This window comes from Bradyrhizobium sp. CCGUVB4N, assembly GCF_024199945.1.
Taxonomy (GTDB): Bacteria; Pseudomonadota; Alphaproteobacteria; order Rhizobiales; family Xanthobacteraceae; genus Bradyrhizobium.
This window is the reverse complement of sequence record NZ_JANADP010000001.1, coordinates 3,248,777-3,270,532: the sequence shown is the minus strand read 5'-3', so window position 1 is coordinate 3,270,532 and position 21,756 is coordinate 3,248,777. Positions and strand designations below refer to the sequence as shown.

Sequence of the window (21,756 nt, the reverse complement as noted above, 5' to 3'; positions counted from 1 at the left end):
CGAAAAACGTTTGCAGTGCAGCAAGGCAGATTCTGTTTGACGCATTCACTTAACATGTTAAGTATTTCCGGGCACCACAATTTTGGTCGATCACCAATGGCGCTTTCCAACGACGATATCCTTGCTTGCGCGAACCGTCTGCACCAGGCGGAGAAAACCCGCGTGCAGATCCGGCAGCTCTCGCAGGACTTCCCCGACATCACCATCGCCCATGCCTACGCGATTCAGAAGGCGTGGGTCGACATCAAGATCGCCGAAGGACGCCTCGTCAAAGGCCACAAGATCGGCCTGACCTCGAAGGCGATGCAGAGCGCGCTCAACATCGACGAGCCGGATTCCGGCGTGCTGCTCGACGACATGTTCTTCGCCGATGGCGGGATCGTCCCGACCGAGCGCTTCATCGCGACGCGCGTCGAGGCCGAGCTTGCCTTCGTCATGAGCAAGCGGCTCGAAGGCCCCGACTGCACGATGTTCGACGTGCTCAACGCCACCGACTTCGTCGTGCCGGCGCTGGAGATTCTGGACACGCGGATCGAGCGCGTCGATCCCAAGACCAAGGCCACGCGAAAAATCTACGACACCATCGCCGACAATGCAGCGAATGCCGGCATCGTGCTCGGCGGCCGGCCGATCCGCCCGCTCGACGCGGACCTGCGCTGGATCGGCGCGCTGTGCTTCAAGAACGGTCAGCTCGAAGAGACCGGCCTTGCCGCCGGCGTGCTCAATCATCCCGCGACCGCGGTTGCGTGGCTCGCGAACAAGATCGCGCCGCTGGGGCTCGCGCTGGAGCCCGGCCAGGTCGTGCTCGCCGGCTCCTTCATCCGTCCGATCGAGACCCGCAAGGGCGACACAATTCAAGCCGATTATGGCGCCTACGGCTCGGTCAGCTGCTACTTCGCCTAGAAAGCAACAAGAATACACAGGGAGTGAAACCGCCATGCCGCATTTCACGATCGAATATTCGGCCAATCTCGACAGCCGTCTCGACATCGGCGCCGTCTGTGAAGTGGTGCGCAAGGCCGCGGTCGAAACCGGCATCTTCCCGCTCGGCGGCATCCGCGTCCGCGCCATCCGCTGCGAGCATTACGCAGTCGCGGATAACAAGCACGATTACGGCTTCCTCGACATGCTGCTGCGCATCGGCGAAGGCCGCGACCTCGCCACACGGCAAAAGGCCGGCGAGCACGTTTTCCAGGCGCTTTCAAAACATCTCGATCCCGTCTTCGCCGCCAGCAAGTTCGCTTTGTCGTTCGACATGCAGATCAACGACAAGGACACCAGCTGGAAGCGCAACAACATCCACGACGCATTGAAAGTGGTGGCCGCCCATGGATAAGCCCACACCAAAAGCCGACGTCTTCCAGGCCAACCGCGAGCGCGTCGCGCCGCTGCTGAAGAAGCTCGGCGCCGACGGCATCGGCCACATGATCGACGGCAAGATCGTGCCCTCGATTTCCGGCGAGAGGTTTGAGACGAAGTCGCCGGTCGATGGCGCCACGCTCGCAAGCGTCGCGCGCGGCAATGCCGAGGACATCGACGCCGCCGCGACCGCCGCTGCGCTCGCCTTCAAGTCCTGGCGCGACATGGGCCCCGCGATGCGGAAGAAGCTATTGCATCGTGTTGCCGATGCGATCGAGGACAACGCCGAAGACATCGCCGTGCTCGAATGCATCGACACCGGCCAGGCCTATCGCTTCATGGCCAAGGCCGCGATCCGTGCCGCCGAGAACTTCCGCTTCTTCGCCGACAAATGCGCCGAGGCGCGCGACGGCCTCAACACGCCGAGCGATGAGCACTGGAACATCTCGACGCGCGTGCCGATCGGCCCCGTCGGCGTGATCACGCCGTGGAACACGCCGTTCATGCTCTCGACCTGGAAGATCGCGCCTGCGCTGGCGGCGGGCTGCACCGTCGTGCACAAGCCGGCCGAATGGTCGCCGGTGACGGCGTCCATTCTGGCGCGGCTGGTCAAGGAAGCCGGCGTGCCCGACGGCGTGCTCAACACCGTCCATGGCTTTGGCGAAGAGGCCGGCAAGGCGCTGACCGAGCATCCCGCAATCAAGGCGATCGGCTTCGTCGGCGAAAGCGCGACGGGATCGGCGATCATGGTTCAGGGCGCACCGACGCTGAAGCGCGTGCATTTCGAGCTCGGCGGCAAGAACCCCGTGATCGTGTTCGACGACGCCGATCTCGACCGTGCGCTCGATGCGGTCGTGTTCATGATCTACTCGCTCAATGGCGAGCGCTGCACGTCCTCGAGCCGCCTGCTGATCCAGCAGAACATCGCGGACAAGTTCATCGAAAAGCTGACGGCGCGCGTCAAAGCGCTCAAGGTCGGCCATCCCCTCGATCCCGCCACCGAGATCGGACCGCTGATCCACGAGCGGCATCTGGCAAAGGTCTGCTCGTACTTCGACGTCGCACGGCAGGACGGCGCGACCATCGCGGTCGGCGGCAAGGCCTATGACGGCCCGGGCGGCGGACATTATGTCGAGCCGACGCTGGTGACCGGCGCCAGCGGCAAGATGCGGGTGGCGCAGGAAGAGGTGTTCGGTCCCTTCCTCACCGTGCTGCCTTTCAAGGACGAGGCGGACGCGATCGAGATCGCCAACGACATCCGCTATGGCCTCACCGGCTATGTCTGGACCAACGATGTCGGCCGTGCGCTGCGCGTCGCCGATGCGCTGGAGGCCGGCATGATCTGGCTGAACTCGGAAAACGTCCGCCATCTGCCGACGCCGTTCGGCGGCATGAAGGCCTCGGGCATCGGCCGCGACGGCGGCGATTATTCGTTCGACTTCTACATGGAAACCAAGCACGTCTCGCTGGCGCGGGGCACGCACAAGATTCAGAAACTGGGAATTTGACGTTCGTCGTTCCGAGGGGAAACGCAATGCCCGTACCGCAACACATCTTCGAGCCGCCGTTCAACATCATCCGCTCCAGCCACGTCGTGCTCGACGTGACCGATCTGAAGCTGAGCCGCGCGTTCTACGAGACCGTTGTCGGCCTGCATGTCGAGGACGCCGACGACAAGGTTGTTTACCTGCGCGCCGCCGAAGAGCATCAGCATCACTCGCTGGTGCTGCGCAAAGCCGCCGTGCCCGCCTGTAACAGGCTCGGCTTCAAGGTCGGCAATGACGGCGATCTCGACAAGGCTGCCAAGTTCCTGTCCGAGAACGGCCTCGCCTACGCCTTCGCCGATCAGCCGTTCCAGGGCCGCACGCTGCAATTCACCGATCCCTTCGGCTTCCAGATCGAGCTCTATGCGTCGATGGACCGGCGGCCGCATCTCTTGCGCCGTTTCGATCTCTACAAGGGTTGCCATCCGCAGCGGCTCGATCATTTCAACGTCTTCGCCGCCGAAGTGCAGGACACCGTCGACTTCTACGCGCGGCTCGGCTTCCGTCTCACCGAATACGCCGAGGAGGACGGTCCGCAGGGGCGCATCGCGGCCGCCTGGATGCATCGCAAGGGCAATGTCCACGATTTCGCGATCACCAACGGCAAGGGCCCTCGCCTTCACCACTTCGCCTACTGGACGCCGACAGCGATGAACATCATCCATCTCTGCGACGTCATGGCCTCCGCGGGCTTCGTGAAGAACATCGAGCGCGGCCCCGGCCGCCACGGCATCTCGAACGCGTTCTTCCTCTACGTGCGCGACCCCGACGGCCATCGGCTGGAGCTCTACACCAGCGACTATTTTACGGGCGATCACGACCACGAGCCGCTACGCTGGTCGCTGCGCGATCCGCGCCGCCAGACATTATGGGGCGCGCCCGCGCCGCGCTCCTGGTTCGAGCAGGGCTCGCCGTTCTCGGGGCAGGCCGTGCGTGAGCCGAAGTTCGTGGCCGACGTGCTGGTGGCGGATTAAGTCATGAAACTCCCTCGCCTCGCCACCTATTCCGTCAAGGGTGAAAGCCGCTACGGCGCTGTCCTCGAGGGCGGCATCGTCGATCTCTCCGCGCGCTACGCAAAAGACTATCCGACGTTGCGTGAGGTCATCGCAGCCGGCAAGCTCGTGAGCCTTGCCGAAGAGGCCGCGGGCCGCACGCCGATTCACGCACTCGGCGAGATCACATGGCTGCCGCCGGTGCCCGCGCCGGAGAAAATCATCTGCATCGGCGTCAACTATCCCGACCGCAATGCCGAGTACAAGGACGGCCAGGAGGCGCCGAAATATCCGAGCATGTTCATGCGCTCGCCCCGCTCCTTCGTGGGCCACGACACGCCGCTGGTGCGCCCGCGCGCATCCGCGCAGCTCGACTACGAAGGCGAGATCGTGCTGGTGATCGGCAAGCCCGGGCGGCACATCAAGGAGAGCGCTGCACTCGATCACATTGCCGCGCTGACGCTCTGCAACGAGGGCTCGGTGCGCGACTGGCTGCGCCACGCCAAGTTCAACGTCACACAGGGCAAGAATTTCGATTCCAGCGGCAGCCTCGGACCGTGGCTCGTGCCCTACACCCGGGAAGCACAGATTGCCGACATTCGTCTCACCACGCATGTCAACGGAGAGCTGCGGCAAGACGACCGCACCAGCCGCCTGATGTTCCCGTTCCGCTACCTCATCAGCTATATCTCGACCTTCGCGACGCTGGTCCCCGGCGATATCATCGTCACGGGCACGCCGACCGGCGCCGGCGCGCGGTTCGATCCGCCGCGATACCTGAAGCCCGGCGACATCATCGAGGTCGCGGCCGAGGGCATCGGATCCTTACGCAACGGCGTCGTCGACGAAGCCTGACCAACAACTCGAATGGAATGATGCAATGACCACCCTCACCGGCGGCGAAGCAATCGTAAGCGGGCTCGTCGCCCATGGCGTCGATACCGTATTCGGCCTTCCCGGCGCGCAGGTCTATGGCCTGTTCGACGCCTTCCACCAGGCCCAGCTCAAGGTGATCGGCGCGCGGCATGAGCAGGCCTGTGGCTACATGGCGTTCGGCTATGCGCGCGCGAGCGGCAGGCCCGGCGTGTTCAGCGTGGTGCCCGGCCCCGGCGTCCTCAACGCCAGCGCGGCGCTGCTCACCGCCTATGGCTGCAACGAGCCGGTGCTGTGCGTGACGGGCCAGGTGCCGACGCAGTTTCTCGGCAAGGGCCGCGGCCATCTGCATGAGATGCCGGACCAGCTCGCGACCTTGCGCACCTATGTGAAATGGGCCGATCGCATCGAACATCCCGGCAATGCGCCGACGACCGTGGCGCGTGCTTTCCAGGAGATGACATCGGGACGGCGCGGCCCCGCCTCGGTCGAGATGCCCTGGGACATCTTTACCCAGCGCGCCGACACGGCCGCAGCGCAGGTGCTGGAGCCCCTGCCCGCGCCGCAGCCCGATCCCGACATGATCAAGCAGGCCGCAGCGCTGATCAGGACCAGCAAGGCGCCGATGATCTTCGTCGGCAGCGGCGCAATCGACGCACGCGAGGAGATCCTCGAGCTCGCCGAGATGATCGATGCGCCTGTGGTCGCCTTCCGCAGCGGCCGCGGCATCGTCTCCAACGCGCATGAGCTCGGCCTGACCATGGCCGCCGCCTACAAGCTATGGGCGAAGACCGATCTGATGATCGGCATCGGCACGCGGCTGGAACTGCCGACCATGTCGCGCTGGCCCTATCGCCCGGACGGGTTGAAGAGCATCCGCATCGACATCGATCCCGTCGAGATGCGGCGCTTCATCTCCGACACCGCCATCGTCGCCGATGCGAAGGCCGCGACCGCGGATCTCGCCGCTGCCGTCAGCAAGGCGGGCTACAGCAAGACCGCCGGCCGCCGCGCCGCGATCCGGGAGGCCACCGCGACTGCACAACAAGACATCCAGCGCATCCAGCCGCAGATGGCGTATCTGAACATCCTGCGCGAGGTGCTGCCGGCGAATGCGATCGTGACCGACGAGCTGTCGCAATTCGGCTTCGCCTCCTGGTACGGCTTTCCGATCTACGAGCCGCGCACCTTCATCACCTCGGGCTATCAGGGCACGCTGGGCTCGGGCTTCCCGACTGCGCTCGGCGCCAAGGTCGCCAACCCCGACAAGCCAGTGGTGGCGATCACCGGCGACGGCGGCTTCATGTTCGGCGTGCAGGAGCTTGCCACCGCCGTGCAGTTCAACATCGGCGTCGTGACACTGGTGTTCAACAACAACGCCTACGGCAATGTCCGCCGCGACCAGCGCGAACGGTTCGACGGCCGCGTGGTGGCCTCCGATCTCGTCAATCCGGATTTCGTCAAGCTCGCTGAATCCTTCGGCGTCGCGTCCGCGCGCGTCACCGCACCGGACCAGTTCAAGGCGGCCATGGAGAAGGCGCTCGCGCATGGCGGGCCGTATCTGATCTCGGTCGAGGTGACCCGGGATTCGGAAGTCAGCCCGTGGGCGTTCATTCATCCGCCGAAGCCGTAAACGTCAACGCGTCCGGCGAAAGGTCAGATTGATCCGCTTCCGGCCGAGCAGCGCGTGTTCGCCTTCCGCGAGCGGCGCCACGCCGTGATAGGCGAGCCTTGACGGGCCGCCCCAGACCACGACGTCGCCATGGACCAGCCGGAAGCGGCGCGGCTTGTCGGCGCGCGCCAGGCCGCCGAACAGGAAGATCGCGGGTAGCCCAAGCGAGACCGAGACGATGGGCGCCGAATAATCCAGCTCGTCCTTGTCCTGATGCAGCGACAGCCGCGTGCCGGGCTCGTAGCAGTTGACGAGACAGGCATCGGGCGCAAAGTTCTGGAAGCCGCCCTGCTCCGCGGCGCCGCGGGCGAGATCGCGGAGCGCCGGCGGCATTGCCGGCCACGGCGCCTCGGTCTTGGGATCGATGGGATCATAGCGATAGCCGGTGTGATCGGTGATCCAGCCGCGCTCGCCGCAATTGGTCATGGCGACCGACATCAGATGACCGCCGGGCGTGGTCATGCGACGGAACGGCGACTGCGCCACGATGGCGCGCACGGCTTCGATCAACTCGCGCTCGATCGGCTTGACGAATCCGCGCAGCAGCACGGCGCCGTCCGCGATTTTTTCGCGCGATGGCTGTGCTTCAGCGACGCTGTCGAACAAATCAGCCGTCAATCGTTGCGCTCATTTGGCATCATGAAAGATCACACCGACGGTGTGGCGCTGTCCGGAGCGAATCCGGCTGACGCCATGGCGCAGGTTAACGCGGTACGTGCCGCGTGTCCCCTGCACCGGGCGGTGATGCACGGCAAAGGCCACCGCATCGCCCTGCGCCAGCGGCACCACCTCGGCACGGGACTGCATGCGCGGACGTTGTTCCGTCAGCACGAACTCGCCGCCGCTGAAATCGCGACCGGGCTCGGACAGCAGGATCGCGACCTGGAGCGGGAACACGTGCTCGCCATAGAGATCCTGATGCAGGCAATTGAAATCGCCGGCCTCATATTGCAGCAGCAAGGGCGTCGGCCGCGCCTGCCCCGCCTCGTGGCAGCGCTTGAGGAAGGCGGCATGGGAGGTGGGATAGCGGATGTCGATCCCCATCGCCTCGTTCCAGCTGTTAGCAACGCCCTGCAGATGCGCATAAAGCGCCGGACGCAGCTGCGCGATCAGATCGGGCAGCGGGTAGGAGAAATATTTGTACTCGCCGCGGCCAAAGCCGTGGCGGCCCATCACGATTCGGCTGCGGAAGTGCGCGTCGTCAGGATAGAGCGCGGCGACGGCCCGGCATTGGTCCGGCGTCAGCAGGCCTTTCAGGACGGCGCAACCCTGGGAGTCGAGCTCGGCGGTGATCTCAGGCCATCGGAGCGCATCGACGCGGGCGGCGGGGTCCGGAGCAGGCATGGCAAGTTTTGCGGCTGTTTTCATGGCCGATAGCTTTGCAGACCCCGCACGGGCGCACCACCCGATTTCCGTGAGGCCCAACCGCCCCAATTCCGTCCGGTTCCAACGCGAGTTTGGACCCGTTCCGCTCCTTCAGCCCGCGTCCGATGCGCAAAGTTCTCATCATTGCTGCCAAGACGGTGCTGATCGCACTCTCGCTCGCGACCGTGGGGCTGCTCACCTTCGTGGGTTGGCTGGTCTGGCACTATGAATACGGCGTTGGACTTCCGACCAAAGCCCAGCTCGCGGCGATTGCGCCGACAGGCCCGGCATGCAGCACCGATCCAAAGCGTAACTACATTCTCCTTGCCGATGTTCCGCCTCTGCTACGAGACACCGCAATCGCTCTTGAGCAACCAGACTTCTACGAAGCCTGGTCGTTGAATCCTCTCGTTGAGATTGCAGTTGCGATGAGCACGGGCAGCAGTCCCGGGCCAGCCGGCGTGACGCAATCTGTGTCACGCTGCCTGCTGTTGCTGTCCCCGGAGACTCGCCGGCAGATCGATCCTATTGCCTCGATCATCTTCATGCAGCGCGTCATCCGCAGTCTGTCCCGGGACAGGATCTTCGAGATCTATCTTAACGAGAACTATCTGGGTCGCGGCGCATATGGCGTGGTGACCGCAGCGGAGATCTATTTTGGGAAGCGGCTGCCGGATCTTCAGATCGACGAAATCGCGTTCCTCATGATGCGAGCGCGACAACCTTACCCAAGCCGATCTTTCGAGGCCCGCAATCGAGATTACGTCATTGATCGGATGCAGACAGCCAGCTTGATCAGCGAGGCGCAGGCGACAGCGGCCAAGAACCGGCCGCTACCTCGCATGGACATTCCGGGCGCTCAGGCCCAGCCGATCAATCAATGACCACGCCGGTCAGCCCCGCACCGGCAGCGTCACCACATCATATCCATGCTTGATCGTCCGCTTCAGCACGGGGTCCTCGAGCTCGAAATCGAAGCGGTCGGCGGGGCGAATGCCGCCCTTGGCGGCGAAGGTGCCGCCGAACATGGCGCAGCCGTCGGGGAATTTTGCGCCTTCGAAGCCGCGCGCGATCAAATCGGCGACCGGCAGCATCGCGTCCAGCGTGCCCTCCTGGTAGAGCACGCGCTCGCCCTTGATGGTGGCCCAGGAGCGCAGGATCATCCTGTCCCAATGGCCGATGACTTCTTCGAGCTCCCACAGCGTCGAGGCGATCGGCTTGTCGCACATCTGCTTGGAGACGGTGACGTTGTAGGCCTCGACCTTGCGGTCGGTGTGGTCGGAACCGCAGCCGACGAAGATGCGGCCCTGCCAGCCGATCAGCACGAACTCGACCTCGCCGGAGGAATCGCCACCGCAGCATTCGATGCTGTCTTCCTGGGTCAGCCGCCGTGCCGCGCCGCGATAGTAAATCGGCGTCGACGCCGGCGGGGCGATGCCCATCTCCTGCAGCTCTTTGATGTGCTTGTCGCGCGCGACGGGATCACGGCCGGTCCAGCCGGCGATGACCATCTGGTCGATCGCCAAGGTCAGCGGTGTGGTGGCGTCCTGGGCATCAACGGTGAAAGTCAGGTCAAACACGAATGACGGCCTCCATGCCGGCAGCAAGTTCGAAGATACGACGATCGGATCCGCCCGCCCCTGCAAGCATCAGGCCGATCGGGACATCGCCTTCGCGATGCGCCGGCAGCGAGATGGCGCAGCCGTCGATCATGTTGATCAGGGTGCAATTGCGCAGCGCGCGCAGGTTTTGCGCGGTGAACGCCTTGTCGTCGGCGAGATCCGCGATCTTCGGCGGCGTATTGGCGGTGGTCGGCAGCACCAGCGCGTCATAGGGCGCGATGCGCGCATTGACGCGGGCGATCAGCGAGCGGCGCTCGTTGAGGAGATCGATGTAGTCGGCCGCGCTCTGCGCCTCGCCGCGCATGATGCGGACGGACACGCGGGGATCGTAAACGTCGCCCTTGGACGTGATGAGATAGCGATGCCAGGCGTAGCTTTCCGACGCGGCAAAGCCGCCCTTGGCGTTCATCGGGCCGATGTCGTGGAACTCGGCCATCTCGATCCGCTCGATGATGGTGCCGTGATCGGCCAGCGATTTCAGCGCGCGCTCGAACGTTTCGGACACGGCTGCGTCGAGATCGTCCAGCGCGATCGTGGTCGGCACTGCGAGCCGCATGCCCTTCACGGACCGCGGCTTCAGCGGAACGATCGGCTCGTTCGCGAGCACGGCGTCGAGAATGGCACAGCAGCTGACCGATCGCGCCAAGGGACCGATGCTGTCGAGCGAGAACGACAGCGGCACCGCGCCATCCAGCGGCACCCGGCGCTGCGTCGGCTTGTAGCCGACGATGCCGTTATAGGCCGCCGGAATGCGGCAGGAGCCACCGGTGTCGGTGCCGAGCGCGCCATGCGCCATGCCGTCGAGCACCGAGACCGCGGCACCCGAGGACGAACCGCCCGGCACGTGGCCCTCGGCACGGTTCCAGGCGCCCTTGGGCGTGCCATAGTGCGGATTGATGCCGATGCCGGAATAGGCGAACTCGGTCATGTTGGTCCGCCCGATCACGACGAAGCCGGCCTTGCGCAGCCGCGCCACCGTCGCCGCATCATGCTCGGCCGGCGGGGAATCGTCGAGCGCACGGGAGCCGGCGCGCGTCACCTGGCCCTTGATGTCGAACAGATCCTTGATCGAGATGGGGATACCGGCATAGCGCGACGGCTCCGCCTTGGCCTTGCGCAAGCCGTCCATCGCATCCGCCGCCGCAAGCGCGGCGTCCTTGTCGACATGGATGAAGGTGCGCTGCCCCTCGCCTGAGGGATCGGCGATCCTGGCGATGCACGCCTCGACCAGTTTTCGGGAGGTGGTGCAGCCGCTTTCGAGGTCGTCGGCGAGCTTCGCCAGTGTCGGAAAATCGGGCATGTCTGTCTCACGGAATATTGCGCGCGCAATCTATAGCGCCGGCTCAGTTCGACACAAGCATTGTGCGCATGATGGCATGCATGCTGCCTGCTGGACCGTTGACGCACGATAGCCGATTGTCGCATCAAGATCGAAACAGGCGGGCGTCAAGCCTGCCTATTCAAGATTTGCCTTTGGGAGGGCGTTCCGAGATGGCCGAACCGCAGCGCGCGCGACCGAAACCGACGCCGGAAACCCAGCATTTCTGGGACGGCGCGAAAGCAGGCGAACTGCGCCTGCAACGTTGCGATGCCTGCGCGCATGTCTACTTCCCGCCGCGCCCATTCTGCCCGTCCTGCGCCTCGCGCAAGGTCTCCGTGTTCAAGGCGAGCGGCAAGGGCTTTCTCTACAGTTACGTGATCAACCACCGCCCCGCCGCGCCCGGTTTCACGCCGCCTTATGCGATTGCGGTGGTCGAACTTGCCGAGGGACCGCGGATGATGAGCAACATCATCGACTGCCCGCAGACACCGGAGGCGCTCGAACTCGACATGAAGCTCGAGGTCGCGTTCGAGGTGCTCGACGACAAGATCACCCTCCCCGTGTTCCGTCCGGCGAAGGGGTAAACCATGCGCAAGAACCAGGTTGCCGTCGTCGGCGCGGCCGAGACCACCGAGCTCGGGGTCGTCCCCAACATGTCGCAGCTCCAGCTTCACGCGGACGCGGCGCTCAATGCCATTGCGGATGCCGGGTTGAAACTCTCGGATATCGACGGCTTTGCCACCGCGGTCGAGACACCGCAGCAGGTCTGTCACTATCTCGGCATCAAGCCGACCTGGGTCGACGGCACCTCCGTCGGCGGCTGCTCGTTCATGCTGCATGTCCGCCACGCAGCGGCGGCGATCGAGGCCGGGCTGTGCAAGACCGTGCTCATCACGCATGCCGAGAGCGGCAAGTCGATGATCGGCAAGGCGCCGCGCTCGATCCCGGCCGACAGTTTGCAGGGCCAGTTCGAAGCGCCCTACGGCGTCTACGGCCCGCCCAGCATGTTCCCGATCCCCGTGCTGCGTTTCATGAAGACTTACGGCATCACGCATGAGCAGCTCGCCTCGGTCGCGGTGGTGCAGCGCGAATGGGCGGCGAAGAATCCGCGGGCGATGATGAAGGATCCGATCACGGTCGCCGACGTCCTCAACTCGCGCATGATCGCCTATCCGTTCCGGCTCTTGCAGTGCTGCCTCGTCACCGACGGCGGCGGCGCGCTGATCCTGACCTCGGCCGACCACGCCAAGGACTTTCCGCGCAAGCCGGTTTACATCATGGGCACCGGCGAGAGCGTCGAGACGCTGATGGTCAGCCAGATGGAGACATTCAACTCGTCGCGGGCATTCAAGACGGCGGGACCGCTAGCGTTCAAGGAGGCCGGTATCGCCCACAAGGACGTCGATCATCTCATGATTTACGACGCCTTCGCGCATCTGCCGCTGTTCGGCCTCGGCGATCTCGGCTTCATGCCGCATGAGGAAACGGGCAAATTCATCGCCGACGGCAACACGCGCCCCGGCGGCAAGCTTCCGCTCAACACCAATGGCGGCGGCTTGAGCTACATGCATTCGGGCATGTACGGCATGTACGCGCTCCAGGAGAGCGTGCGCCAGATGCGCGGCATCGCGCCGGCCCAGGTGCCGAATGCGAAGATTTCAGTGTGCCACGGCGTCGGCGGCATGTTCGCCGCCAGCGGCACGATCGTGTTTACGAACGAGAGGTCATCCACATGAGCAAATCACTGCAGGACAAGGTCATCATCGTCACCGGCGCGGGCCGCGGCATCGGGCGCGAGATCGCGCTGCTCTGCGCGGCCGAGGGCGCCAAGGTCGTCGTCAACGATCCCGGCGGAGCCGCCGACGGCGCCGGTTCGAGCGCGACGCCCGCCGAGGAGGTGGTCGAGGAGATCAAGAAGCGCGGCGGCATCGCCGTCCCCAACTTCGAATCGGTGGCGGAAGCCGTTCCGGCGAGCAAGATCGTGAAGACCGCGACCGATCATTTCGGCCGGCTCGACGGCGTCGTCAACAATGCCGGCATCTTGCGCGACATGATCTTCCACAAGATGAGCGTGGAAGCGTTCGAGGCCGTCATCAAGGTGCATTTGATGGGCTCGTTCTATGTCAGCCACGCCGCCGCGCGCATCTTCCGCGAGCAGGAGTCCGGCTCCTTCGTGCACTTCACCTCGACCTCGGGCCTGATCGGCAATTTCGGCCAGGCCAACTACGCCGCCGCCAAGCTCGGCATCATCGGCCTGTCCAAGTCGATCGCACTCGACATGGGCCGCTTCAACGTCCGCTCGAACTGCGTCTCGCCGTTCGCCTGGACCCGCATGATCGGCACCATCCCGACCGAGACCGAAGCCGAGAAGGCGCGCGTCGAGAAGATCAAGCAGATGGGCCCGGAGAAGATCGCCCCGATCTGCGCGTATCTGCTCTCCGACGCAGCCAAGGACGTCAGCGGTCAGATTTTTGGTGCGCGCATGAACGAGCTGTTCCTGTTCAGCCAGAACCGTCCGCTGCGCTCCGTGCATCGCAGCGAAGGCTGGACGCCGCAGTCGATTGCGGAACATGGCATGCCGGCGCTGAAGGGCTCCTTCTACAAGCTCGACCGCTCCGCCGACATCTTCCCGTGGGATCCTGTCTAGCCATATTTTTGGCATTCCTGCGCCGCGATCTCTGGTTGTCTCGTCCAGAGATCGCCCCGCTTTATGCCTGAATGCGGGCGAATGGTGGCCTCCCAACACAACTTTGGGAGGAAACCATGACAAGAATACTGACCAACCCCAACGACACCTCTGCAACGGAACCCGGCGGCCTCGGCCGCCGCGATATTTTAAGAGGCGCGGCCGTGCTCGCCGCGTCCACTGTGCTCGCCTCCAAGGCCGACGCCCGCAACTACGGCGCCAATGCCGAGCCGCAGCGCTATCCTGACCCCGACATCGTCGCCATCGATCCGAAGCGCTTCAAGGCCAAGGTGGGCAACACCTCGATCAAGCGGCTCTATACCGGCTGCCTGTGGGCGGAAGGACCTGCGTGGAATGCGCAGGGACAATACCTCGTCTGGAGCGACATTCCCGCCAACCGGCAGCTTCGCTACCTCGACGACGACGGCCATATCTCCGAGCAGTTCCACAAGCCCTCGAACGAAGGCAACGGCAATTCATTCGACACCGAGGGACGCCAGATCACCGCCGAGCGCACACGCCTCGTCCGCTACGAGCACGACGGCTCGGTCACCTCGCTGGCCGAGCAGGCCAACGGCAAGCCGCTCAACGGCCCGAACGACATGGTCGTGCATCCCAACGACAAGTCGATCTGGTTCACCGATCCCGGTTACGGCGCGATCAGCATCTACGAGGGCAAGCTCGCCAATACCGGCTCGCTGCAACCCTATCAGAAGGAAGCGGTCTATCGCCTCGACGCGCAGTCCGGCCAGTTGACCAAGGTCGCGGACGAGCCGTTCAAGCCGAACGGCATCGCCTTCTCCCACGACTACAAGAAGGTCTATGTCTGCGACACCGGGATCACGCATTATCCGCAGGCGGAAAACGTGGTGTGGTCCTACGACCTCGACGGTCAGAAACTATCGAACCCGAAGCGGCTGATCGACATGAAGCTCGACGGCAAGTCCGGCTTCCCTGACGGACTGCGCGTCGATACCGAAGGCAACATCTGGGTCGGCGCCGGTTGGGTCGGTCCGGGTTATGACGGCGTGCAGGTGTTCGCGTCGACCGACGGCGCGCGCATCGGCCAGATCATGTTGCCGGAGACCTGCGCCAATCTCTGCTTCGGCGGCAAGAAACGCAACCGCCTGTTCATGACCGCGAGCCAGTCGCTGTATTCGGTCTATGTGGAGACGCAGGGGGCGCATTTCTGTTGAGAAGCGAATAGTGAGTGGCGAATAGCGAGTGGAATCCATCCGCTATTCGCCATTCGCATCTAGCCAGTATTCCTCAAGCCCGCCGAGATGCCGTTGATCGTCAGCTGAATCCCGCGCAGCACCTGCTCATCCGGGTTCTGCGCGCGATGCTCCCTCAGGAGCTCGACCTGAACGTGGTTGAGCGGATCGAGATAGGGGAAGCGATGACGCACGGAGCGCTCCAGCAGCGGATTGCCTTGCAGCAGCCGGTCCTGCCCCATGATGTCGAGCAGGGTCTCGATGCAGGAATGCCATTCGCGGCGGATGCGGCCAAAAATCTTTTCGCGCAGGGCTTCGTCCGGCACCAGCTCGGCATAGCGCGAGGCAATCGCGATCGAGCTTTTCGCCAGCACCATGTCCATGTTCGACAGCAGCATGCGGAAGAACGGCCATTCCTTGTAGAGCTCTTTCAGGAACGGCATGCCCTTATCCGGATGCTCGGCGATCCATTGCTCGACCGCGCTGCCAAAGCCGTACCAGCCCGGCAGCATCAGGCGGCACTGCGCCCAGGAGAACACCCAGGGAATCGCGCGAAGGTCCTCGATCGCGCGGGTCTTCTTGCGCGAGGCCGGACGGCTGCCGATGTTCAAGGTCGCGATCTCGTTGATCACGGTCGAGGACCAGAAATATTCGACGAAGCCGTCGGTCTCGTAGACGAGGCCGCGATAGGCCTTGAAGGCGAGATTCGAAAGCTCATCCATCGCAGTGAGATATTCGCGGCGGGGCGCGCTCTGGCTCGGCTGCAACAGGCTGGCATCCAGCGTTGCCGCCGCCAGGATCTCGAGATTGTTGCGGCCGACCTCCGCGTTGGAATATTTCGACGAGATGATCTCGCCCTGCTCGGTGATGCGGATCTGGCCGTTCACGGCCCCGCCCGGCTGCGCGACGATGGCGTCGTAGCTCGGTCCGCCGCCGCGGCCGACGGAGCCGCCGCGGCCGTGGAACAGGCGCAGGCGGACGCCATGGCGCTCGAACACGTCGACGAGGCCGATCTCGGCCTTATAGAGCTCCCAGCCCGAGGTGACGAAGCCGCCATCCTTGTTCGAGTCGGAATAGCCGAGCATGACCTCCTGGACGCTGCCGCGGCTGTCGACGAGACGGCGGTAATCGTGCAGCGACAGCATGCGATCCATGATGCCTGATGATGCCTGCAGATCCTCGATGGTCTCGAACAGCGGCACGATGTTGATGGCGCTGCGCCCGGAGGGATGGACCAGGCCGACCTCCTTCAACAGCACCGCGACCTCGAGCATGTCGGACATGCCCTTGCACATCGAGATGATGCATTGGGGAATGGCATCCGAGCCGAACTTCGCATGCGCTTCCGCCGCGGCATGGAAGACGTTGAGCTCGCCCATGGTCTCGTCGCTGTACTTGACGAACGGCGACACCAGCGCGCGCGTCGAGCGCAACTCATTGGTGAGGAGCGAGATGCGCGCGTCCTCGCCGAGCGCGAGATAGGACATGCCGGGGTTCGCGGCATCCATCAGCTCCGCGATGGTACGCTCATGCACCGCCGAGTTCTGGCGGATATCGAGCCGCGCCAGATGGAAGCCGAAGCAGTCCACCGCGCGCCGGAGCAGCCGCAGCCGGCCACGGGCAATGACGCGGGCGTTGTTGGAGATCAGCGAGCGGTGCAGCACGTCGAGATCGGCCTGCAGCTCCTTGACACTGTCGTAAGGAGCGCCCTTGCCGACGGGACGGCGGGTGATCTCGACCTCGAGCTTTTCGGCCGTGGCGGTCAGGCGCGCATAGATGCCGGAGACCGCGAGGCGATAAGGCTCGCCGCTCCGGTGCGGCGAGGTGTCGGGCGAACGCTCCGCCAGCGTGCGCAGCTCCCCGGAGACGTCGGCGAGATGCGCTGCGATCGACAGTTCGGAGCCGAGCACGTGCAGCTCGTTCAGATAGAACTGCATCACCCGGCTCGATTGCAGCCGCAGCGTGCCGCGCATCACGTCGGCGGTCACGAAGGGATTGCCGTCGCGGTCACCGCCGATCCAGCTGCCCATACGCAGGAACGAGGCGAGCTCGCCGGCGGCCTGCTCGCCACCCTCCTCCAGCCGGTCCTCCAGCGTGTTGACCAGCCGCGGCACTTCACGAAGGAACGTGTAATCGTAGAACGACAGGCCGTTGGCGACCTCGTCGAGCACGGTGAGCTTGGTGCGGCGGAGCAGATTGGTCTGCCACAGCGTCAGCACCTCGCGGCGCAACTGCTCGTCGCTGGCGGCGGCCTCGTCTTCGGTCAAGGCAACCCGCTCGCGGCGGTCGAGCAGCGCCGCGACCTCCATCTCGCGATCCATGGTGCTCTTGCGGCGGACTTCGGTCGGATGCGCGGTCAGCACCGGGCTGACCTGCGCGCTCTTGAAGAAGCTGCGCAGCGTGTCGGTGCCGATCCCCGCGCCCTTGGCCTTGGCGAGCGTCTCCGCCAGCACGCCGGAGCCGCCGTTCTTGCCGGCGCGCATCTGGCGGATGTTGTTCTGGTCCTCGGCGATGTTGGCGAGGTGGGAGAAATAGCTGAAGGCGCGAACGATCCGCACCGTCTCCGAGGTCGACATGCTGTCGAGGATCTGCTCGAGCTCGCGGCGGGCAAGCCGGTCCTCGTCGCGGTGGAACCGGATCGAGGTCTGCCGGATACGCTCGACCAGGTCGAACACATCCGCGCCCTCCTGGTCGCGCACGGTGTCGCCCAGGATGCGTCCGAGCAGGCGGATATCGTCGCGCAGCCGCGCATCCGCCTCCAGCGCCTGGACGTCCTCAGGGCGGTTCTGACGAAGATCGGCGGCGTCGGATGGTACTGATTGGAGGGACATGGCTCGCTCCCCTTTTAGAGCTCCCAATGGCTCCTTGGTCCGGAGGAGTGTGCGATATTTTTCTACCGCAGTGCAAGATGAACTTGGGGGCGGCGCACATAGAGGGCAGAGCTAGGCCGGCACGATCACCTTGCCGATCGGCCAGAGCGCGATGCCGGCGAGCTTCAGATGGGCCCATGCGAAGGGAAGGCCGATGATGGTGATCGCAAAGAGCACGGCCGTCAGGAGGTGACCGAGCGCCAGCCACCAGCCGGCCAGCACGAGCCAGATGATGTTGCCGATCACCCCGAGGGCGCCGGTGCCGATATCGCTCATGCCGGTGACCTCGTCGCGATTGACCGCGCGTGAGCCGAACGGCAGCAGCGTGTAAATAGCGATGTTGAACGCAGCCCGCGCCCAGGGCAGGCCGATGATGGTGATGGCCATGATGACCGAGGCCACCAGCCAGCCGAATGCCATCCAGGCGCCGCCGATGAGAATCCAGATCAGATTGAGCAGAATGGAAACTGGGGACATGAATTCAAGAACCTTGGGATCATCCGGCGGTCAGTGAGCCCTCTTATAGCACGACCTCGGCGGTCATAGTCCATGACGCCGGTTGCGTTCGGCACGCAGCGATGTGGCGACAAATCCAACATCCTCGATTCCGCGCGAAATTTCCTTCGCGCAGAGCCACAGCGTCACCGCGGCGGCGCCGATCGCAGCCAGCCCCGCGATGAGAACAGGATTGGGACAGACCATGACAAGGAGATTATCAAGCGGAACCGACCCGGTTGGCCAGCGCGGACTGCAAGACGATGCCAACGCCAAACCGCAAAGCAGGATGGTGACGGCGTTCGCCCCGGCAAGGGCGATCACGACGATCGCAAGGCCCTTCTTCATGGAGAGGGCGAGATCAACCAGCTTCACGATGGCACAGCATGCGACCAGGACGACGACGGCAAGGCCCCATCCGGAAATTCCGGCGGCGATGGCCTGGGCCTGACCGCTCCAGGCCCACACGGCCGCGACACAGGCCAACAGGGTGAGATTGACCTTCACGGCTTCGGGAAACTTGCAGCGAAGCGCGTAAGGATTCACCTTTTCGATCAGGTCCAGCAATGCGCAGGCGATCAACCCGGCCGCAAAGCCACCGAGATGGACGCCCCAGTCGATCCGCGAATTGCCGAGTGCAAACGCGATGTTCAATCCGATGTTGATGGCGAAGAAGTCGAACCTGACGTCGAGCTTGCCGAGGATCCACAGGCAGAGCAGCGCGCCCAAAATGCCCGACGTGGCGCCGGACGCGCCGACCGTCAGATAGGGCGTGGAATGGATGCCGTTGCCGATGACGGCGCCGAACACCATCGCACAGAGATAGATGACGAGGAAATAAGCCGGCCCCACCCGCCGCTCGAGATGTCCGCCCCACAGCACGAGGCACAACATGTTCATCGTGAGGTGGACGAAATTGACGTGCAGGAAGCCATAGGCGATGAGGCGCCAGTACTCATGCCGCGCGATCGCGCCCGCATACATGCCGCCGTAGCGATACAGCAACTCGGCGGGCGCCGCCGGACCGCCGGCCTGGATCAAGCAAAACCCTGATGCCAGGACCGTCACGGTCATCAGCGCGTAGACGGCGGCGTGGGGGACTTCGAAGAAGCTGGCGCGGTATGAAGGCATCGGCGATCGCAAGCGGTTGGCGTGGCAGCGCCAACCTAGCCGAGCCGATCAGCGAATGCTACTCCAGCGTGTGCGATCCTGCCTCGCCTACCGTCCTTCGAACTTCGGTTCGCGCTTCTCCATGAAGGCCTTCATGCCCTCGGCCATGTCCTGGGTTTTGAACAGCGGCAGCAGCTGGAGATAGACGTGATGGACATGGTCGTGGAAGTTCTCGTTGAGGCCCATCCGCATCATGCGCTTGGAGGCCTGGACCGCCAGCGGCGCGTTGGCGGCGATTTCGCGGGCGATGGCGGAGGCGCGGTTCATCAGATCGGCGTCCGGCACGACCTCGTTGGCGAGGCCCCAGTCCAGGCATTCGCGCGCGCTGAGCGTGCGGCCGGTAAAGATCAGCTCGGAGGCCTTGGCCCATCCGAGCATGCGCGGCAGCAGCCAGGTGCCGCCGGATTCCGGTACCACGCCGCGCTTGACGAAGGCGGCGGCGAGCTTTGAGGACTCCGCCATGATGCGGATGTCGCAGCCGAGCGCCGTATCCATGCCATAGCCGGCCGCGCCGCCGTTGACGGCGCAGATGGTCGGCTTGTCCATGGACTGGAGCACGGTCGGCGGCGTGTTGCGCAGGTTGATCGTGGTCGGCGAGGACGCGGCGCTGAGGCCGTTGCCGTCGCGCTCCCTGCGGAGATCGAGACCGGCGCAGAATGCCCTGCCCTTGCCGGTGAGGATCACGACGCGAACGTTCTTGTCCTCATTGGCCTCGGTCAGCAGCCGCGCGAGGTCGTTCAGCATTGGGCCGGAGATCGTGTTCATGCGCTCCGGCGCGTTCAGCGTGATGGTGGCGATGTGGTCGGCGACCTCGTAGAGGACTTCTCTGGTGGCATCGTTCATGAATATGTCTCCTTGTCCTCGATCTCGTAGGGTAGGCAAAGGCGCGCTTGCGCCGTGCCCACGATCTCTGCCTCGTGACGGATATCGTGGGCACGCATCGCTTTGCCCACCCTACGGCACCTCGTCGCGTTGTCAGATCTTGCGTCCCGCCTGCTCCCAATAGGGATCGCGCAGGCGGCGCTTGAAGATTTTTCCAGAGTCTTCGCGCGGCAGACCGCTGCGGATCTCGATATGCTTCGGCACCTTGTAATCGGCGAGCGATGTCTTCAGCCTTGCACGCACGTCCGCCGCATCGAGCGTGATGCCCGGCTGCGGCTCGACCACGGCCATCAGTGCCTCGCCGAACTCGGCGTCGGGGATGCCGAACACGGCGCAATCATGCACCCCGGGCACGGCATGCAGCACCGATTCGATCTCGGCCGGATAGATGTTGACGCCGCCGGAGATCACCATGTCGCGCTTACGGTCGCAGATGAAGACGTAGCCGTCCTCGTCGATATAGCCGACGTCGCCCGAGGTGATGAAACCGTCGCGGTCGATCTCGGCGCGCTTTTCCGGCTTGTTGTGGTAGGTGAAGTCGGCCATCTCGGCCATGCGCGAGTAGATCTCGCCGATCTCGCCCACGCCCAGCACGCGGCCGTCATCACCGATGAAGCGCAGCTCGGCGCCGGGCGATATCTTGCCGACCGTGCCGGGCTTCTTCAGTGCATCTTCGGAGGTCGCGAACGTGACGGCGCTGGATTCGGTCGAGCCGTAGAATTCGTAGATCACCGGCCCCCACCATTCGATCATGGCGCGCTTGACGTCGGCCGGGCATGGCGCAGCCGCGTGGATGATATGGCGCAAGGACGAGACGTCGTATTTCTTGCGCACCGCCTCAGGCAGCTTCATCAGGCGGATGAACATGGTCGGCACCATGAAGATGGTGTCGATCTCAAAGCGCTCGATCAGCTGCAGAAACTCCTCCGGCTCGAAGCGCGGCATCAGCACCAGCGCGCCGCCGAGCTTGCCCGCACGGATGCCGAACGAGTTCGGCGCGGAATGATAGAGCGGTCCCGGCAGGATCGCGCGAGCGCCGGGCTTCAGGCCATAGATCATCGCGCGCATGCGCTCACCGGCGGCCTGCTGATCTGCCGTCGGCGCGTTGCGCCGGACGCCCTTGGGATGGCCTGTGGTACCCGACGTATAAATCATGTTCATCGGCTGCGGCACGACCGGGCCGTCATAAGGCTGGTGTTGCGCGAGCCAGGGCTCGAAATCGATCGCGAAGTCAGGCGTCGACAAATGGTCGGGATCGATCTTGTAATTCTTCACAATCTCCGCCGGCGTCGGCACACTGAGCACGGTGACATCAGCGGGAATCGCATCGCGCAAGGCATGCAGCATGTCGGCATGTCCGATCAGCACGGACGAGCCGGTATCGCCAAGGATGTAGTTGATCTCCTCCGGCTTGAAGTGCCAGTTGATCGGCACGCCGTAGGCGCCAAGCCGCATCGCGGCGTAGGCCGCCTCCAGGAAAGCGATATCGTTGCGCATCAGCATGCAGACGCAATCGCCCTGCTTGACGCCGATCCCGGCGAGACCGGACGCGATGCGGTCGGCGCGATCGGCGACTTCGGCGTGGGCACGGCGGCGATCGCCGGAGACGATGCCGAGGAAGTTGGACGTTTCGCTCATTTTTGTTTTTCTTTTTGGTTGGAGTTGACCCTCATGGTGAGGAGGCGCCACCG

General features: G+C 64.3%; 20 protein-coding genes. 11 read left to right on the top strand and 9 right to left on the bottom strand.

Annotation, left to right across the window (positions count from 1 at the left end; translation table 11 throughout):
- Positions 1 to 96 precede the first annotated feature (96 nt).
- The 6 genes from hpaH to NLM31_RS14740 are packed head-to-tail and all read left to right on the top strand — an operon-like array spanning position 97 to position 6,401.
- Positions 97 to 903: a 2-oxo-hept-4-ene-1,7-dioate hydratase gene (gene hpaH / locus NLM31_RS14765; protein ID WP_254130063.1), complete on the top strand. Its 807-nt coding sequence runs from the start codon at positions 97 to 99 to the stop codon at positions 901 to 903.
- Between the two features lie 34 nt (positions 904 to 937).
- Positions 938 to 1,336: a 5-carboxymethyl-2-hydroxymuconate Delta-isomerase gene (locus tag NLM31_RS14760; RefSeq protein WP_254130062.1), complete on the top strand. Its 399-nt coding sequence runs from the start codon at positions 938 to 940 to the stop codon at positions 1,334 to 1,336.
- Positions 1,329 to 2,867 (top strand): 5-carboxymethyl-2-hydroxymuconate semialdehyde dehydrogenase, encoded by a 1,539-nt coding sequence (gene hpaE, locus NLM31_RS14755; RefSeq protein ID WP_254192691.1) that lies wholly within the window; start codon positions 1,329 to 1,331, stop codon positions 2,865 to 2,867. The genes NLM31_RS14760 and hpaE overlap by 8 nt, the downstream gene beginning before the upstream one ends.
- A 26-nt stretch (positions 2,868 to 2,893) precedes the next feature.
- Positions 2,894 to 3,877, top strand: a complete 984-nt coding sequence (gene hpaD, locus NLM31_RS14750) for a 3,4-dihydroxyphenylacetate 2,3-dioxygenase (protein WP_254192690.1) — start codon at positions 2,894 to 2,896, stop codon at positions 3,875 to 3,877.
- A 3-nt stretch (positions 3,878 to 3,880) separates the two neighbouring features.
- On the top strand, positions 3,881 to 4,750 hold the full coding sequence (locus tag NLM31_RS14745) for a fumarylacetoacetate hydrolase family protein (RefSeq protein ID WP_254130059.1): 870 nt from the start codon (positions 3,881 to 3,883) through the stop codon (positions 4,748 to 4,750).
- A gap of 25 nt (positions 4,751 to 4,775) precedes the next feature.
- The gene (locus tag NLM31_RS14740; RefSeq protein WP_254130058.1) at positions 4,776 to 6,401 is read left to right on the top strand and encodes a thiamine pyrophosphate-dependent enzyme; all 1,626 of its coding nucleotides are present in this window, start codon (positions 4,776 to 4,778) and stop codon (positions 6,399 to 6,401) included.
- Between the two features lie 3 nt (positions 6,402 to 6,404).
- Here NLM31_RS14740 and alkB read toward each other — a convergent pair whose 3' ends face one another.
- On the bottom strand, positions 6,405 to 7,058 hold the full coding sequence (alkB, locus tag NLM31_RS14735) for a DNA oxidative demethylase AlkB (protein ID WP_254130057.1): 654 nt from the start codon (positions 7,056 to 7,058) through the stop codon (positions 6,405 to 6,407).
- A 9-nt stretch (positions 7,059 to 7,067) separates the two neighbouring features.
- Positions 7,068 to 7,808 (bottom strand): 2OG-Fe(II) oxygenase, encoded by a 741-nt coding sequence (locus NLM31_RS14730; protein WP_254192689.1) that lies wholly within the window; start codon positions 7,806 to 7,808, stop codon positions 7,068 to 7,070.
- Between the two features lie 122 nt (positions 7,809 to 7,930).
- On the opposite strand from NLM31_RS14730, the gene NLM31_RS14725 reads away from it, so the two are divergent.
- Positions 7,931 to 8,689 (top strand): transglycosylase domain-containing protein, encoded by a 759-nt coding sequence (locus NLM31_RS14725; protein ID WP_254130055.1) that lies wholly within the window; start codon positions 7,931 to 7,933, stop codon positions 8,687 to 8,689.
- A 9-nt stretch (positions 8,690 to 8,698) separates the two neighbouring features.
- Here the strand turns inward: NLM31_RS14725 and NLM31_RS14720 are convergent, their stop codons facing one another.
- Positions 8,699 to 9,385, bottom strand: coding sequence for a DUF2848 domain-containing protein (locus NLM31_RS14720; protein WP_254130054.1), 687 nt, complete (start codon positions 9,383 to 9,385; stop codon positions 8,699 to 8,701).
- Positions 9,378 to 10,727, bottom strand: a complete 1,350-nt coding sequence (locus tag NLM31_RS14715) for an amidase (protein WP_254192688.1) — start codon at positions 10,725 to 10,727, stop codon at positions 9,378 to 9,380. The genes NLM31_RS14720 and NLM31_RS14715 overlap by 8 nt, the downstream gene beginning before the upstream one ends.
- Positions 10,728 to 10,918: 191 nt before the next feature.
- Between NLM31_RS14715 and NLM31_RS14710 the strand changes: the two genes are divergently transcribed.
- The 4 genes from NLM31_RS14710 to NLM31_RS14695 all read left to right on the top strand — a co-directional run bounded on the left by NLM31_RS14710 (position 10,919) and on the right by NLM31_RS14695 (position 14,630).
- Entirely contained in the window at positions 10,919 to 11,332 is a 414-nt protein-coding gene (locus NLM31_RS14710; protein ID WP_254130052.1) for a Zn-ribbon domain-containing OB-fold protein, read from the top strand.
- A gap of 3 nt (positions 11,333 to 11,335) precedes the next feature.
- Complete coding sequence (locus tag NLM31_RS14705) at positions 11,336 to 12,484, top strand: thiolase (RefSeq protein WP_254192687.1); 1,149 nt, start codon at positions 11,336 to 11,338, stop codon at positions 12,482 to 12,484.
- Entirely contained in the window at positions 12,481 to 13,395 is a 915-nt protein-coding gene (locus NLM31_RS14700) for an SDR family oxidoreductase (protein ID WP_063691128.1), read from the top strand. Before NLM31_RS14705 ends, NLM31_RS14700 begins: the two co-directional genes overlap by 4 nt.
- Positions 13,396 to 13,511: 116 nt before the next feature.
- On the top strand, positions 13,512 to 14,630 hold the full coding sequence (locus tag NLM31_RS14695; protein WP_254130050.1) for an SMP-30/gluconolactonase/LRE family protein: 1,119 nt from the start codon (positions 13,512 to 13,514) through the stop codon (positions 14,628 to 14,630).
- Between the two features lie 59 nt (positions 14,631 to 14,689).
- On the opposite strand, the gene ppc is transcribed toward NLM31_RS14695, so the two are convergent.
- The 5 genes from ppc to NLM31_RS14670 form a co-directional block, all read right to left on the bottom strand.
- Positions 14,690 to 17,479, bottom strand: a complete 2,790-nt coding sequence (ppc, locus tag NLM31_RS14690) for a phosphoenolpyruvate carboxylase (protein WP_254130049.1) — start codon at positions 17,477 to 17,479, stop codon at positions 14,690 to 14,692.
- A 111-nt stretch (positions 17,480 to 17,590) separates the two neighbouring features.
- On the bottom strand, positions 17,591 to 17,995 hold the full coding sequence (locus NLM31_RS14685; RefSeq protein WP_254130048.1) for a YccF domain-containing protein: 405 nt from the start codon (positions 17,993 to 17,995) through the stop codon (positions 17,591 to 17,593).
- Between the two features lie 63 nt (positions 17,996 to 18,058).
- Positions 18,059 to 19,144, bottom strand: coding sequence for a rhomboid family intramembrane serine protease (locus NLM31_RS14680; RefSeq protein WP_254130047.1), 1,086 nt, complete (start codon positions 19,142 to 19,144; stop codon positions 18,059 to 18,061).
- An 87-nt stretch (positions 19,145 to 19,231) separates the two neighbouring features.
- A complete protein-coding gene (locus NLM31_RS14675; protein WP_254130046.1) occupies positions 19,232 to 20,026 on the bottom strand; it encodes an enoyl-CoA hydratase/isomerase family protein in 795 nt (264 codons plus the stop codon).
- Between the two features lie 132 nt (positions 20,027 to 20,158).
- Positions 20,159 to 21,703: an acyl-CoA synthetase gene (locus tag NLM31_RS14670; RefSeq protein ID WP_254130045.1), complete on the bottom strand. Its 1,545-nt coding sequence runs from the start codon at positions 21,701 to 21,703 to the stop codon at positions 20,159 to 20,161.
- Positions 21,704 to 21,756 lie beyond the last annotated feature (53 nt).